Below are 15,241 nucleotides of genomic sequence, written 5' to 3'. Positions count from 1 at the left end.
CGCCGAGCCGTCAGGTCGGCAGGCGGTTGGCGCCGGCTAGTGGGTTCACGAGGAGGGGGACCAGCCGCGTCGGCAGGACCGGGTCGCGGCGCAGGGTGGGCGTCCAGCCCGCGTCCGCGGCCAGGTCGGGATCGTGGGTCGCGTTGTACGCGGCCAGCAGGTCGACCGGTCGGGCCGCGCCACCGCCCTGGCAGACCCAGGAGCCTCGTTCGGTCAACGCGGTGCCGCCCCAGTCGTAGAGCAGGTCCGCCGGGTCGACAGCCGCGTCCAGTGTGAAGAAGTTGTTCTGCGCGTAGATCGCCGACTGGACACCGACGCCGAGCGCGTACTGGAAGTCGTCCCCACCGAGTCGGTAGTGGTTGTTGTAGACGTCGACCTGACCGAAACGCACCCGGGGCAGCCGCTGCAGGACGCTGTCGAAGAGGTTGTGGTGCAGTGTGACCTTCAGCCGGTCCACGTCCGGGCCGACGGTGTTGGACGAGCCGATCAACAGAAGCTTGTCCCGACCCGTGAAGCGGTTCCAGGAGGCGGTGACCAGGCTGGCGGTGTGTGTGACGTCCAGCGACCCGTCGTGCACCTGGTACGGCCGACCGAAGTACACCGGCTGGACGCTGTCCGGGTTGTCGCCGTCAGTGAAGGTGTTGTGATCGACCCAGACGTTCCCGCTGCGGCGTACCGAAATCTGGTCGTACTGGCTGTTCCAGTTGCCGGCCTCGCCGTCGGTCGGCGACCAGGCGGGGAAGCAGTCCCGCGCGTCGACGAGGGTCAGATTGCGGACGATGACGTTCGACGCCCGGTCGATCATGAGGGTGAGCCCGGTCAGCCGCGCGCCGCGCAACCCGACGATGGTGGTGTTCGGCCCGACGTTGATCTGGGTCTGCCGGGTCTGGTTGGTCACCGAGCGCACCCGAGCCTCCTCCAACGGCCCGCTCGGTGGCACCCGTCCCCACACCGCCGGGTCGTACGCGGCCAGGTAGGCGTCCAACCGGTAGGCCGGGTCGGCCAGCTCAGCGCAGCTCAGCGGTGTGCCGCCGGGCCCGTCGAAGCCGTCGACGGCGCCGTCGACGTAGATGAGCTTCGGGGTGGCGTCGGTGGCGTTGCCGGCGTTGTCGCCGCCCAGCGCGGCGACCAGCCCCGCCCGGTCGTGGACCACCCTGGTCCGCTCGGGGGTCGCCGCCGAGCCGCCGGTGGTGCCGGGTCCGTCGGCCGCCCAACCGTCGCCCTCGGGCAGCGTCTGCCGGCCGAGGTGATCGGCCAACCGGGAGAGCCGGTCGGCGGACGGGACGTCCGGACGGGCGGCGGCGGCAGGGGTGGTGCCGAGGAGGAGGGCGACCACTGTGGCGCCGCCGAGGATTCTGCGCATCGACTCACTCCATTCGTTTGTGGTGGAGGTCCGTCCCAGGTGGTGTCTGCCGCTATCCGGCCAGCTCGGCGCGGTACGCGCCGGACGCCCACGGCACCCCCAGTTCGCTGGGCAGCGCCCCCCGCTCGGCCGCCCGCCGCAACACGTCGACGACGCCCCGCAGGTGGCGGATCCGCTCCCCGCCCTCGCCGAGGATGGTCACCAGCTCGCCGTCGAGCAGCCGGGGCTCCGGCGCGGGCCGCAACGCGTCCAGCAGCGCGGTGAACGGCGCGGTACGAGCCAGCGGTGCGATCAGTGGCACGCCCGACGGGTCGACCCGGTGGGCGAGCAGGTTCTCCAGCAGCCCCAGCCGCCCCGGCACCCGGCGGGTCACCACGTCCCCGGGCAGGCGCAGCCGGTCGGTCGGGTACTCCAGCACCGCCTGCCCCGTCGTACCGGTCACCACCACCTCGCCCGCCACGAACTCCTCGGCGGCCAGGGTCACCGCCACCAGCACCGGCGGCCCGGCGCGGAACCGGACCCGCAACACTGCGGTGTCCTCCACCTCGATCGGCCGGACCCGGTAGCGTTCCACCTCGATCGCGACCGGCCACGGCGTCGCCCCGGCGAGCGCCTCGGCGATCGCCAGGCACTGCATCACCGCGTGCGCGAGCGGGTTGACGAGCGCGCCGTCCAGCACCGGGCGGCCGTCCACACTCCGTCGACCGGCCCAGGGGGAGCGGGCGTAGTAGGCGTCCGGCCGTTGCCAGGCGGCAATGGTGGAGATGCCGGTGACAGTGCCCAGCCGGCCGGCGGCCAGCGCGTCGGTCAGCGCGGTGAGGGCCGCCGAACCGAGCGCCTGGAAGCCGACCTGGGCCACCCGACCGGCGGCGGTGAGAGCCCAGGTCAGCTCCTCGTGCTCGGCCAGCGACAGCACCGGCGGCTTCTCCAGCAGCAGATCCGCGCCGGTGGCCAGGGCGTCGCGGGCGATCGCCAGGTGGGTGTGCGGTGGCGTGCAGATCACCACCACCTCCGGTCGGGTGGCGGCGAGCATCGCCCGGTGGTCGGTGAACACCGCTACCCCGGGCGGCACCGGGGCGGCCGGGTCGTCCTCCACCGGCCGGACGTCGACCAGGGCGACCAACCGCAGCCGACCGGCGTCGTGCAGGGGCGCGATCACCCGCCGGTGCCAGCGACCGTGCCCGTTCGCCCCGATCACCGCCACCCGGGGCGGCGGGATGGCCCCGCTCACCGCCGACCGGTCCGGGTGGATGCGGTCACCGGGCACCGGCCAGTGTGGCCTCGACGCCGTGCCGCTCCAACGCGGTCAGCCAGGCGATCACGTCGGCGCGGACCTCGTCGTCCTCGGCCACCTCCATCGGGAAGACGTCGCGCAGCGCGAATACCGCGTCGACAGCTCCCGCCGGGCTCTGCGCCCCGGCATCCAGCGCGGCCCGGATCGGCCCGGCCAGTGGGTCCTGGAGCGGCAACGGCCGGCCGTCGTCGGCGTACCCCAGCGCGAAGCGCAACCAGGACGCCACTACCAGCGCGCCCCAGCGCGCGGACCGCCCGGTCGCGCGCAGGTCGGCGATGGTGTGCAGGACGCGCTGCGGCAGCTTCTGGGAGCCGTCGATCGCCACCTGGAGGTTGCGGTGGTGGATTGCCGGGTTACCGAACCGGGCGAGGGCCTGCTCGCCGTAGTCGACCACCCGCACCCCGTCCGGGGGAGTGAAGCTGGCCGCCACGTCCTCGGCGATCAGCCGGCGCAGCACGTCACGCAGGTGCGGGATCTCCAACGCGTCGGCGATCGTCTCCCGACCCGCCAACGCTCCGAGGTACGCGATGGCGGAGTGCACCCCGTTGAGTGCGCGGAGCTTCAACCGCTCCCAGGGGCCGGCGTCGTCGGTGAGCACAGCCCCGGCGAACTCCCAACCGGGCCGACCGCCGGGGAAGTCGTCCTCGATCACCCACTGCGCGTACGGCTCCGCGGCCACCGCTGCCAGGTCGGTCACGCCGAGCGCCCGCCGGGCCGCAGCGATCGTCTCCGGGGTGCTGGCCGGCACGATCCGGTCCACCATGGTGCCGGGGCAGGTGACGTTGCCGGCCACCCACTCGACCAGCCCGGCGGGCATCCCGCCGGCCCGGCCGACCGCCTGGTCGAGCATGCCGCGCAGTCGTCGACCGTTGGCCGGCAGGTTGTCGCAGCTCACCAGGGCCACCGGCCCGGCGTCCGCGGCGGCCCGGGCGGCCAGCCCGCGCAGCAGCAGCCCCGGCACCGTGGTCGGCGGTCCGCCGCCGGCCAGGTCCGCGGCGAGCGCCGAGTCCGGGGACAGTCGGCCGGTCACCGGGTCGAGTTGGTACGCCTTCTCGGTGACGGTCAGGGTCACCACGCGGACGGCCGGGTCGGCGAGCAACGCCACCACGGCGTCCGGGTCGCTGGGCGCGTGCCGGACACCGCTCAGGGCGCCCACCACCCGGGTGGAACTGCCGGCCGCGGAGAGGGCGCTGACGCTGAACAGGTTGTCCTGCGCGGCGATCGCCTCGACCACAGCGGTGCTGCGCGGGGCGACGGCCACGATGCCCCAGTCACCCCCGGCCGCGCCGACCGCGGCCTCGGTGAAGACGGCCTGGTGGGCCCGGTGGAACGCGCCCAACCCCAGGTGTACGACGCCGGTCGGCACGGTGCCCGGCCGGATCAGCGGGCGGGCCTCGGCGGGCAGCCGGCGCAGCATGCCCATGCCGAGCCGGGAGGCCCCGACGGTCACCGCCATGCCGGACCGTCCGGGAAGCGGAACTCGGTGATCGACGCCGGCTTCATCGTGGCGCTGTAACCGGGCCGTTCGGGCAGCAGGTAGCGGCCACCGCGGGTCCGCACCGGATCGACGAAGTGTTCGTGCAGATGGTCGACGTACTCGATCATCCGACCATCCAGACCGGTGCCCACCCGCAGGTAGTCGAAGATCGCCAGGTGCTGGACGTACTCGCAGAGGCCCACGCCGCCGGCGTGCGGGCAGACCGGTACGCCGAACTTCGCCGCCAGCAGCAGCTCGGCCAGGACCTCGTTGACGCCGCCGACCCGGCAGGCGTCGACCTGCATCACCCCGATCGCCTCGGCCTGGAGCAGCTGTTTGAAGATCACTCGGTTGGCGGCCACCTCCCCGGTGGCCACCCGGCAGCGGCCGGCGGTCAACTCGGTCACGGCGCGGGCGATCCGGGCGTGCCCGAGGATGTCGTCGGCGTGGGTGGGCTCCTCGATCCAGTACGGGTCCACCTCGGCCAGTGCCGCCATCGCGGTGATCGCCTCGTCGACGTCCCAGACCTGGTTGGCGTCCATCATCAACAGCGCGTCCGGGCCGATCTCCTCGCGGATGATCCGGGCTCGCCGCAGGTCGTCGGCGAGGGGGCCGCCGACCTTCATCTTCATCGCCCGCCAGCCGTCCGCGTACGCCTGCCGGGTCAGCGCCCGCACCTTGTCGTCGGGGTAGCCGAGCCACCCGACCGATGTGGTGTACGACGGGAAACCGTCACGTTCGAGGATGGCCAACCTGTCGGCCAGCCCGTCGCGTCCCTTGTCGAGGATGGCGGCTGCCTCGTCCGGGGTGAGCGCGTCGGTGATGTGCTTGAAGTCGACGCTGGCCACCAGGTCCTCGGTGGGCAGGTCGGCGAGGAAGCGCCACATCGGCTTGCCGGCCAGTGTGGCCCGCAGGTCCCACACGGCGTTGACCAGCGCGCCGGTCGCCATGTGGATGACGCCCTTCTCCGGGCCCAGCCAGCGCAGTTGCACGTCCGCGCTGAGCGAGCGCCAGAACGCCACCGGCTCGGCCGTGATCTCCTCGATGGTGCGGCCCTGGACGTGGTGGGCCAGGGCACGCACCGCCGCGCAGGTGATCTCGTTGCCCCGGCCGTTGGTGAAGGTGAACCCGGCACCGGTCGGGCCGGCGTCGGTGCCCAGCTCCACGTACGTCGCCGAGTAGTCGCCCCGGTTGATCGCGTCGGAGCCGTCGCCCCGGGCGGCGGTGGGGAACCGCACGTCGTGCACCTCGACGGAGGTGATGGTCACCGTCACCGTTACTCACCTTTCCCGAAGTTGAAGACCCGCTTGGGCAGCCGGTACGCCAGGTCGACGATGGTCTCGGCGGCCTCGTCCATCGGTAGCCGGTGCTCGGCGACGAGCCGGGCCAGGAAGCCGGCGTCCACCCGGCGGGCCACGTCGTGGCGTACCGGGATGGAACAGAACGCCCGGGTGTCGTCGACGAACCCTGTGGTGTTGTAGAAGCCGGCGCTCTCGGTCACCGTCTCCCGGAACCGGCGCAGCACCTCCGGGGAGTCCAGGAACCACCAGGGCGCGCCGAGCAGCAGCGCGGCGTACCCACCCGCGAGGGGTGCCAACTCGCGGGTGAAGGTGTCCTCGTCGAGGGTGTAGAGCACCAGCCGCAGCCGGGGGTCGTTGCCGTAGCGCTCCAGCAGCGGGGCGAGCGCGTGCACGTACTCGGTGGCCTGCGGGATGTCGCCGCCGACGTCACGGCCGTGCCGGGCGTGCAACCACCGGTTGTGGTTGCGCACCGCGCCGGGGTGCAGCTGCATGACCAGGCCGTCGTCGAGCGACATCCGGGCGAACTCCACGAGCATGTGCGCCCGGAACGCCTCCGCGTCGGCGGCGTCGGCCTCGCCGCGTCGGCCCCGGTCGTACAGTCGCCCGGCCTCGGCCGGGGTCAGGTCCAGGGTGCGCGCGGTGGGGTGGCCGTGGTCGGAGGAGGTGGCGCCGGCGGCGATGAACGCGGCGCGTCGGGCCCGCAGCGCCGCCAGGTAGCCGGCGTACGTGCCGGTGTCCTCACCGGCACGGTCGCCGAGACGGTCCACGTTCGTCGACCAACCCTCGAACTCCATGTCCACGACGTCGTCCGGGCGGAACGTGGTGACCACCCGGCCGCCCGGCCCACCCCACCCGTCGGCGGCGAGCTTGGCGTGCTGCGCGAGATCGTCCAGCGGCGACTCGGTGGTGGCGAGGACCTCGATGTTGAATCGCTCGAACAGCGCCCGGGGTCGGAAGTCCGGCTCGGCGAGCCGGGCCGCGATCTCGTCGTAGAGGGCGTCGGCGGTGCTCGGGCGAAGCGGGGTGTGCACCCCGAACACGGTGCGGAAGGTCTGCTCCAGCCAGAGCCGCGACGGGGTGCCCCGGAACAGGTGCCAGTGCGCGGCGAAGCGTCGCCAGATCACCCGGCCGTCGGTCTCCACCGGGCTGCCGTCGCGGGTGGGCACCCCCAGATCCGCCGGGGGTACGCCCTGACTGAGCAGCATCCGGGTCAGGTAGTGGTCGGGCACGATGAGCAGCTGCGCCGGGTCCGGGAAGGGGCGGTCCTCGGCGAGCAGGGCCGGGTCGACGTGCCCGTGCGGCGAGATGATGGGCTGCTCCGCCGCCAGGGCGTACAGCTCCCGGGCCAGCGCGCGCTGGCCCGGCTCGGGTGGCAGGAGCAGGTCGGTGTGGTCGAACGTGGGCACGGAGTGGGGCTCCTCGTCTCCTGTGTCAGCGGGGGGTGAGCAGGTCGGCGACGCGAACGGGTTGGCCGGTCTCGAAGGACCGGTTGGCGGCCAGACCGGTGAGCAGGGCCAACGCGCCGTCGTCGGCGGTCGCGGCGCGGCCCAACGGGTCGGGTTGACCGCCGAGGAGCACCCCGGTCATCCGGGCGTCCGCGCCGCCGTGCCCGTGCCGACTGCGACCCTCCACCGGGATCTGCCGGGGCGGGGCCCAGAACGGGCGCAGGGTAAGCGTCGCACCACCACCCTCGGCCGGCGCCTCGGCGCCGTGCAGGGCGGCGCCCTTGACCGCGCCGGCGGTGCCCCTGTCGACGTGGTCGTTCTCGGCCACGTCCAACTCGAGTCGGCCCCGGCTGCCGTTGACCATCACCCGGTAGCCCTCCCAGGGCGCGTAGGCGGTGAGGTGGTAGGTCATGGTGGCGCCGGTGGAGTAGCGGGCCAGCACCGCCATGTCGTCCTCGATGCTCACCCCGGGCGCGAAGACGTTGCGGTCGCGCTGGTAGCCGTCCTCGGCCTCGGCGTCGAGGTACAACTCACGCAGCCGGGGGTGCGCGTCCAGGCGCAGCGCGAACGGATCGTCGGCGGCGGCGGGGGAGCCGTGCGCCCTGTCGTAGTCGCGGGCGTAGCCGTGCCGGCGACCGTCCTCGCCGTAGAAGAAGAGTCGGCCAGCCGCGTACACCTCGACGGGCGTGGCGGCCAGCCACCAGTTGACCAGGTCGAAGTGGTGGCTGGCCTTGTGCACCATCAGCCCGCCGGAGGTGGCCTTGTCGCGGTGCCAGCGGCGAAAGTAGTCGGCGCCGTGGCGGACGTCGAGCAACCACTCGAAGTGCACCGAGCCGATCTCGCCGACCGCGCCCTCGGCGAGCAACCGGCGAACCTGTTCGTGCAGCGGGTTGTAGCGGTAGTTGAAGGCGACAGTCACCCGCCCACCGGTCTCGGTGACGGTGTCCAGGATCCGCCGGCACCGGGCCGCGTCCACTGTCATCGGTTTCTCGGTGACGACCTCCCGACCGGCGCGCAGCGCGGCCACCACGTACTCGTCGTGGGTGACGTCCACGCTGGTGACCAGGACGACGTCGACGCGCTCGGAGTCCAGCATGGCCGCGAAGTCACCGGCCGGGTACGTGGGCACCGGGCGGTGACCCAGCTCGCCGAGCCAGCGGTTGTGCGCGTCCATCCGGGCCTGGTTGACGTCGGCGAAGGCGACCAGCTCGGTGGTGTCGGCGTGGTCGAGCACCAGCGCCCGGACGAACATCTCGGCCCGCGCGCCGGTGCCCACGACGGCGTACCGGACTCGTCCGGCGGCTCTCGGTGACATGCGGTCGCCTCCCGTGGTGCTGCAAAGGTTTGCAATGAAGTAATCACGATCGATCCGTTCGCGTCAACGACGACAGCGGGATCGGCGTCATTTGTCAGCGTTTGGGGGGCCGCAGGTGACCAAGGGGAGTGTGGGTGCAACGAAGCCGTAATCATTGACCGTTGACACTGGCGCAACCGTTTGCATTAATGGGCCACACCTGCGTGACCGCCACCACATCGGACGAAGGGGCCGCCGTGCCAGTCACCATTCGGGACGTCGCTCGGGCGTCCGGTGTGCACATCTCCACCGTGTCCCGCACGTTCTCCGCTCCACACCTGGTCAACCCGGAGACCCGGGTCCGGGTACTGGCCTGCGCGGAGGACCTGGGCTATCGGCCCAACCGCGCCGCACGGGCCCTGATCACCGGGCGGACGCACAACATCGGGCTGATCATCGCGGACATCGCGAACCCGTTCTTCCCGCCGCTGATCAAGGCGGCGGAGAGTCAGGCCCGGCACCGCGACTACCACGTCTTCGTGGCCGACACCAACGAGGACCCGACCGCCGAGGAAGAGCTGGTCCACGCGCTGGCCAAGCAGGTGGACGGGGTGCTGCTGTGCAGCCCTCGGATGAGCAACAGCCTGATCGAGCAGCTCAGCCGCGAGGTGCCACTGGTCGTGGTGAACCGCCAGGTGACCGGTTTGCCCTGCGTGCTGATGGACGTCGGACAGGGCGCCCGGTCGGCGATCGAGCACCTGGTGGGCCTGGGGCACCGCAGCATCGCGCTGCTCGGTGGCCCGCGCAGCTCGTGGACCAACCGGGAGATGCGCCGCGCCGCCGGCGTGGCCGCCCGAGCCGGTGGCGCGGAGCTGACCATGCTCGGCCCCAACGCGCCCACCGAGGTCGGCGGCTCCGCCGTCGCCGAGCAGGTGCGACGCAGCGGGGTGTCGGCAGTGCTCGCCTACAACGACCTGATGGCGATCGGCCTGATCGAGGGGCTGGACGCGCTCGGGGTTCGGGTGCCGCAGGAGGTGAGCGTCGTCGGGGTCGACGACATCACCCTGAGCCGGCTGACCCGCCCCAAACTGACGACGGTGGCCACACCCACCGGGGCCGCCGGCCGGACGGCCGTCGACATGCTGCTGCAACAGGACATCGAGTCACCGCGCGGTGCGCGGGGGTCCGGTGCCGGCACGGCGCTCGGCGTCCGTCGTACCACAGCACAGGTAATGCTCCAGACCGACCTGGTCATCCGCGACTCGACCGGCCCGGGCCCGTACGCCCGACCGGCACGTCCCCTGGCCGCACCACGTGGCCCGGGCCCGCATTGCCCTGCGGACCCGGGCATCCCGACTGCGGCCACCGGTGACGCCGTCGCCTCCTAATGCCGAGGAGTGAGCGCACATGCACCCCGCAACGCCCCCCACCACTGCCGCGCCCGTCGGGCGCGCCCACCGTACCCCGCTGCCTCGGCGGCGCCTGCTGCGTGGCCTGCTCGCCGTGACTGTCGCCGCACCGCTGATGTTCGGCGCCGCCGCCTGCGGAGACGACGACGGCGGCGCCGCCGACCCGAACGCCCCGGTCAAACTCTCCATCTTCTGGTGGGGTGGCGACGCCCGGGCCAAGCTGACCGAGGACGCCCTGGCCCTCTACACCAAGAAGCACCCGAACGTGACCTTCGAGAAGACCTGGCAGGCCAACCAGGGCTACTTCGACAAGCTGGCCACGCTGACCGCCGGCGGCAACCCGCCGGACCTGTTCCAGATCGACGACAACTACCTCGCCGAGTACGCGGCCCGCAACACCACGCTCGACCTGACCTCGTACCAGGAGTCCGGGAAGCTGGACACGTCCAAGTTCCCGGAGAGCCTCTGGCAGTACGGCGTTGTCGACGGCAAGCTCGCCGGGCTGGCCGCCGGGGAGAACACCCAGGGCCTGGTCTACAACAAGACGCTGTTGACCACTAACAACCTGCCCGAGCCGACCACCGGGATGACGTGGGAGCAGCACATCGCCTGGGCCGAGCAGGTCACCGCCAAGACCAAGGTGCCCGGCACCCAGGACCCGAGCGCCGACTACAAGGCGTTCTGGGTCTGGCTGCGCCAACAGGGCAAGGACCTCTACCAGGGCAAGGAGCTGGGCTTCACCGCCGAGGACGTGACCAAGTGGTTCGACCTGTGGAAGGGCGCCCGGGACCGCAAGGCCACCCCGAGCGCCGACGTCATCCACGAGGGCAACTCCAGCGACGTCACCAAGCAGTTGGTGGTCACCGGCAAGTCGGCGACCTCCTGGGTCTGGGCCAACCAGATGCCGGACCTGAAGAAGAACACCAAGGACGAGTTGGGCGTGATCGCCTACCCCGGTGACCCGAGCGCGCAGTGGGCCCGAGCCTCCATGTACTGGTCGGTGTTCAAGGGCAGCAAGAACAAGGACGTCGCGGTCGACGTGATCAACTTCCTGAACAACGACCAGGAGGCGGTCAAGCTGCTCGGCACCGACCGCGGTCTGCCGTCCAACCTGGACCTGCGCCGCGTGGTCAGCGACGACACCACCGACCCGGCCATGAAGCAGTCCATCGCCGTCGAGGCGGAGCTGACCCAGAAGTTCGGCAAGTCGCCGCAGGTACCGATCAAGGGCCACAGCAAGGTGAAGTCCGAGCTGATCAAGGCCGCCGAGAACGCGCAGTACGGCCGGGCGACCCCCGCCGAGGCCGCCGCCCAGTTCATCGAGGCGTGCAAGTCCGCCATCGCCTGACCGCGCCGCGAGGCGAGGAGAGGAGCTGTTCGTGGCGTTGACCACGGCACCCGACCCGACCCGACGCGGCCCCGGATCCGACCGGGCCCACGCTGAGAGGCGTGGGCCCGGACGCTTCCGGAACAGCGAAGGTCTGGCGGGGTACGTCTTCCTGTCGCCGTGGCTCATCGGCCTGATGGGTGTCACGGCAGTCCCCATGGTGCTGTCGCTCTACCTGAGCTTCACCAACTACGACATCCTCACCCCCTTCTCCGAGGTGGAGTGGGTGGGGCTGGCCAACTACGAACGCATGTTCACCGCCGACCCGTCGTACTGGCACGCGGTACGGGTCACACTGACCTTCGCGCTGATCGCCGTACCGCTGAAGCTGGCCGCGGCGCTCGGCGTGGCGCTGCTGCTCAACCGCGCCTGGCGCGGCGTCGGGCTGTTCCGCGGGTTGTTCTACCTGCCGTCCCTGCTCGGCGGCAGCGTCGCGCTGGCCATCGTCTGGGTCAACATGTTCAACCGCGACGGCGCGTTCAACTCGCTGCTGAGCCTCGTCGGCATCACCGGCAAGCCGTGGGTCAACGACCCCGACTGGGCCCTCGAGACACTGATGGTGCTGGCCATCTGGCAGTTCGGCGCACCCATGGTGATCTTCCTGGCCGGGCTCAAGCAGGTGCCCACCGAGCTGTACGAGGCCGCGTCGGTCGACGGAGCCGGCCGGTTCCGTCAGTTCCGCAACGTCACACTGCCGATGCTCTCCCCGGTCATCTTCTTCAACCTGGTGCTGGAGACCATCAACGGCTTCCAGGGCTTCACCGCCGCGTTCGTGCTCAGCAACGGCACCGGCGGCCCTGTCGACTCCACCCTGATGTACACGCTGAACCTCTACATCACCGGCTTCACCGACCTCAACATGGGCTACGCCTCGGCGATGGCCTGGGTGTTCCTGCTCGCCATCGCGGTCATCACCGCGATCTTCTTCAGCACCGGACGGTTCTGGGTGCACTACTCCGACGGGGAGGACCGGTGATGGTGACGGTGACCCCGACGACAGCAGCGCCGACCGCAGCGCCGCCGACCGCGCGCCGACGACCCGGCGGACGGCCCGTGCTGCGACTGCTGATCCTGGTGGCGATCGTCGCCGTGGTGCTCTACCCGCTGATCTGGATGGTGGGCACCTCGCTGAAGTCCCAGGAGGAGATCGTCAACAACGTCGGGCTGCTGCCCGAGCGTTTCACCCCGGGCAACTACACCGCCGGGTGGTCCAACTTCGACGTCAGCTTCGGTCGGTTCTTCCTCAACAGCGCCATGGTCAGCCTGCTCACCGTCATCGGCAACGGGCTCTCCTGCCTGCTGGCCGCGTACGCCTTCGCCCGGCTGCGGTTCCGGCTGCGCGGCATGTGGTTCGCCGTCATGATCGGCACGCTGCTGCTGCCTCAGCACGTGCTGATCGTTCCGCAGTACATCCTGTTCCGCACGCTCGGGCTGGTCGGCGGTGACTGGCCGTACCTGCCGCTGCTCATCCCGCAGTTCCTGGCCACCGAGGCGTTCTTCGTCTTCCTCATGGTGCAGTTCATGCGGGGCGTCCCCCGGGAGCTGGACGAGGCGGCCCGCATCGACGGCGCCGGTCCGTTCGGCATCTTCCGGCACATCATCCTGCCGCTGAGCCGCCCGGCGCTGGTCACCACGGCGATCTTCTCGTTCATCTGGACCTGGAACGACTTCTTCCGCCAGCTGGTCTTCCTGTCCCAACTGGAGGACTACACCGTTCCGGTCGCGCTGACCCTGTTCATCGACTCGACCAGCCAGAGCGCGGTCGGCCCGATGTTCGCCATGTCGGTGCTGTCGCTGCTGCCGGTCTTCCTGTTCTTCGTCGCGTTCCAGCGGATGCTCGTCGAGGGGATCAACACCAGTGGCATCAAGGGCTGAACCCGTGGACACCGGCGGGCGGCGGGACTGGCGCGACGTCGCCCGCGACGCCGCCGACCTGGCGCTGCTGGGCATCCTGCTGACCCTCGCGGCGGTGCCCCTGCTCACCGCCGCCGCGGCGGCGGGCACCGCCAGCGCGGCGGTGCACGACTGGACGCGTACCGGCAGTTGGCCGTCGGCGCGCACGACACTGCGCCGGTTCGGCCGCGCGGTGCTGCCCGGTGTCCCGGTGAGCCTGCTCGCGCTCGCCGGCGCCGCGCTGCTCGCCGCCGACCTGGCGGCGCTGGCCACCGGCCGGGTGCCGGGCGGCCCGGTCGCGCTGCTGGTGACGGCGTTGATCGCGGCCGGCCTGGCCGGGTACGCCGGGCTGGTCGTCGTCGAGGTGGGCGGCAACGGGGGCGGGCGGTGGTGGGCCTCGGCCCGCTCCGCCGCCCGCGCCTGCCTCGACGCGCCCACCCGCTGGGCGGCGCTCACCGGTGTCGTCGCGCTGGCCGGGCTGCTCACCGTCCTGGTCACCCCGGTCGCGGTGCCGATCCTCGCCGGCTACACGGTGGCCGCCCTGCACGCCGTCACCGTCCGCCGGCCGGTGTCGGTCGCCGTCGTCGGCGGCCGGCAGAGACCAGCCGACCCCAACGCCCGCCGGCGGGTGTCGGTCGCCGTCGCCGGCCGTCGGGAGCTGCCGTGAGCGGGGAGCCGGTTCGGCTGGCGGTCGGGACCACTGAGGTGGCCGAGTACATCCTCGACCCGGCGCTGGACGCGCGACACGGGCCCCGACCGTACCTGCACCCGGTACGCACGCTCGGCGGAACTGTGGTCACCGACGCGCTTCCCGCCGACCACGTGTGGCACCTCGGCGCGTCCCTCGCGGTGCAGGACGTCGAGGGCAGCAACCTCTGGGGCGGGCGCACCTACGTCCGCGACGTCGGCTACACCTGGCGGGACGACCACGGCGTCATCGCGCACACCGGCGAGGTGGAACGGTCCCCGGGCCGGTACGCGCACGATCTCCAGTGGCGCGACCGGGCCGGCGGGGTGCTGCTGACCGAGCGGAGGTGGCTCGCCGCGTCGGCGGTCGCGCCGGACGCCTGGCGGCTCGATGTGGAGTCCGTCCTCGTCGCCCCGGACGACCGTGAGATCCGGCTGGGCAGCCCGGCCACCAACGGCCGCCCGGGCGGGGCCGGCTACGGCGGGTTCTTCTGGCGGGCAGTCGCCGACGGCGAACCGGTGGTGTTCACCGCCGATGCGGCCGGGGAGGAGACTGTCAACGGCAGCGCGGCGCCGTGGCTCGCGCTGACCGGCGCCGGGTCGGGTGGCGGGGCGTACACACTGGTCTTCGCGGGCCTCGGCCGCGGCGACCGGTGGTTCGTGCGGACCGGGATGTATCCGGGAGTCTGTGTGGCGTTCGCGTTCGACCGCCCGGCGGTGGTGCCGGCCGGTGGGAGCAGGCACGGCCGGTACCAGGTGTGGGTGGCCGACGGAACCCTCGACCGGGATGCCGTAGCGGCCCTGGTCGCGACGGTGGCCCCAACCCGCTCAGGTTGGTCATGAAGTTGTTGCCACTCCGCCCGGCGTGTCATGGCAACAACTTCATGATCAACGGGGCGAGGGGCGGGTGGTCGCGGCACGGGTCGGTAGGGCGGCGGTGACTCGGATGGCCTTGACGATCGCCGGGATGGAGCCGATCAACAGCACCAACCCCCAGATGATCGCGATGATCGCGAAGACCAGCGCCGCCACGTCGTCGACGATGCTGACCAGGATCACCGGCACCAGGTTGTGCAGGAACTCCAGCACGACAGTGCACAGCAGGGTGGTGAGGATGAGCAGGACGAGACCCTTGTTCTGTAGGAAGCGCGGCTGAGCCAGCACCAGCATCAGGGCCCACACCAGTTTGAGTAGCAGCACCAGCCCGAGCAGCACCGCCGCCTCGCCGACCGGGAAGAACCCCCACAGCGCCAGGTACGCCAGCGTGCCGAACGGGACGGCCAGGAACAGCGACACCATGATGGACAGCTCCACGAACGCAACGACCAGCGCGACCAGCCCGACGATGATCAGGATGATCGAGAAGATCAGGCTGGCGACGCCCTGCACCCGCCCCTGGACGCGCTCGGGCAGCAGCAGGCCCAGGCAGAACAGCCCGGTGCTCCAGACCGCCACCGCGTCGATCAACGCCAGGTAGCCGGTGCCTCGTCCGGACGGTTCGCTGACCCCGGACACGTCGTCGATCTCCACGTCCAGCGCCCCGGCGGTGTCGGCGAGGGCCGCGCCGGCGTCGGCGCCGCCGAGCAGCAGCCCGGCACCGAGCTCCACCCCGATCGCCAGGACGATGGCGAGCATGGCCAGCAGCAGGAACGGCTTGCGCAGGTCACCCACGGCGGCACCTTCCTCTCAGC

Annotated in this window: 13 protein-coding genes; 6 read left to right on the top strand and 7 right to left on the bottom strand. The window is 71.7% G+C overall.

Annotated elements, in window-relative coordinates:
- Nucleotides 1-10: 10 nt before the first annotated feature.
- From AB0C19_RS22240 to AB0C19_RS22215, 6 genes are read right to left on the bottom strand one after another with little or no spacing between them, the layout of a single operon-like run.
- On the bottom strand, nucleotides 11-1,363 hold the full coding sequence (locus AB0C19_RS22240) for a polysaccharide lyase family 1 protein (RefSeq protein WP_357188203.1): 1,353 nt from the start codon (nucleotides 1,361-1,363) through the stop codon (nucleotides 11-13).
- A gap of 52 nt (nucleotides 1,364-1,415) precedes the next feature.
- Nucleotides 1,416-2,630 carry a Gfo/Idh/MocA family oxidoreductase gene (locus tag AB0C19_RS22235; RefSeq protein ID WP_238686129.1) on the bottom strand — a complete coding sequence of 405 codons (1,215 nt, stop codon included), beginning with the start codon at nucleotides 2,628-2,630 and terminating at the stop codon, nucleotides 1,416-1,418.
- Nucleotides 2,620-4,113: a mannitol dehydrogenase family protein gene (locus AB0C19_RS22230; protein ID WP_238686130.1), complete on the bottom strand. Its 1,494-nt coding sequence runs from the start codon at nucleotides 4,111-4,113 to the stop codon at nucleotides 2,620-2,622. The genes AB0C19_RS22235 and AB0C19_RS22230 overlap by 11 nt, the downstream gene beginning before the upstream one ends.
- Entirely contained in the window at nucleotides 4,104-5,408 is a 1,305-nt protein-coding gene (locus tag AB0C19_RS22225; protein ID WP_238686131.1) for an enolase C-terminal domain-like protein, read from the bottom strand. The genes AB0C19_RS22230 and AB0C19_RS22225 overlap by 10 nt, the downstream gene beginning before the upstream one ends.
- Nucleotides 5,409-5,410: 2 nt before the next feature.
- Nucleotides 5,411-6,841 carry a glucuronate isomerase gene (uxaC, locus tag AB0C19_RS22220; RefSeq protein WP_238686132.1) on the bottom strand — a complete coding sequence of 477 codons (1,431 nt, stop codon included), beginning with the start codon at nucleotides 6,839-6,841 and terminating at the stop codon, nucleotides 5,411-5,413.
- 25 nt (nucleotides 6,842-6,866) lie between these two features.
- Nucleotides 6,867-8,195, bottom strand: coding sequence for a Gfo/Idh/MocA family oxidoreductase (locus tag AB0C19_RS22215; protein WP_357188200.1), 1,329 nt, complete (start codon nucleotides 8,193-8,195; stop codon nucleotides 6,867-6,869).
- A 236-nt stretch (nucleotides 8,196-8,431) separates the two neighbouring features.
- On the opposite strand from AB0C19_RS22215, the gene AB0C19_RS22210 reads away from it, so the two are divergent.
- From AB0C19_RS22210 to AB0C19_RS22185, 6 genes are read left to right on the top strand one after another with little or no spacing between them, the layout of a single operon-like run.
- Nucleotides 8,432-9,562, top strand: a complete 1,131-nt coding sequence (locus AB0C19_RS22210) for a LacI family DNA-binding transcriptional regulator (RefSeq protein ID WP_357188198.1) — start codon at nucleotides 8,432-8,434, stop codon at nucleotides 9,560-9,562.
- A 19-nt stretch (nucleotides 9,563-9,581) separates the two neighbouring features.
- Nucleotides 9,582-10,931: an extracellular solute-binding protein gene (locus AB0C19_RS22205; protein WP_357188197.1), complete on the top strand. Its 1,350-nt coding sequence runs from the start codon at nucleotides 9,582-9,584 to the stop codon at nucleotides 10,929-10,931.
- Nucleotides 10,932-10,962: 31 nt separating this feature from the next.
- Nucleotides 10,963-11,946 (top strand): sugar ABC transporter permease, encoded by a 984-nt coding sequence (locus tag AB0C19_RS22200; RefSeq protein ID WP_357188196.1) that lies wholly within the window; start codon nucleotides 10,963-10,965, stop codon nucleotides 11,944-11,946.
- Nucleotides 11,946-12,845: a carbohydrate ABC transporter permease gene (locus AB0C19_RS22195; RefSeq protein ID WP_357188194.1), complete on the top strand. Its 900-nt coding sequence runs from the start codon at nucleotides 11,946-11,948 to the stop codon at nucleotides 12,843-12,845. The genes AB0C19_RS22200 and AB0C19_RS22195 overlap by 1 nt, the downstream gene beginning before the upstream one ends.
- Before the next feature lie 4 nt (nucleotides 12,846-12,849).
- Nucleotides 12,850-13,530, top strand: a complete 681-nt coding sequence (locus AB0C19_RS22190; protein ID WP_357188192.1) for a hypothetical protein — start codon at nucleotides 12,850-12,852, stop codon at nucleotides 13,528-13,530.
- Complete coding sequence (locus tag AB0C19_RS22185) at nucleotides 13,527-14,393, top strand: PmoA family protein (protein WP_357188190.1); 867 nt, start codon at nucleotides 13,527-13,529, stop codon at nucleotides 14,391-14,393. Before AB0C19_RS22190 ends, AB0C19_RS22185 begins: the two co-directional genes overlap by 4 nt.
- 45 nt (nucleotides 14,394-14,438) lie before the next feature.
- Here the strand turns inward: AB0C19_RS22185 and AB0C19_RS22180 are convergent, their stop codons facing one another.
- Nucleotides 14,439-15,221, bottom strand: coding sequence for a hypothetical protein (locus AB0C19_RS22180; RefSeq protein WP_357188188.1), 783 nt, complete (start codon nucleotides 15,219-15,221; stop codon nucleotides 14,439-14,441).
- Nucleotides 15,222-15,241: the final 20 nt, after the last annotated feature.

This window comes from Micromonospora sp. NPDC048842, from assembly GCF_040649935.1.
GTDB lineage: Bacteria > Actinomycetota > Actinomycetes > Mycobacteriales > Micromonosporaceae > Micromonospora > Micromonospora hortensis.
The sequence above is the reverse complement of the archived record's forward strand: the minus strand, read 5'-3'. Positions and strand labels throughout refer to the sequence as shown.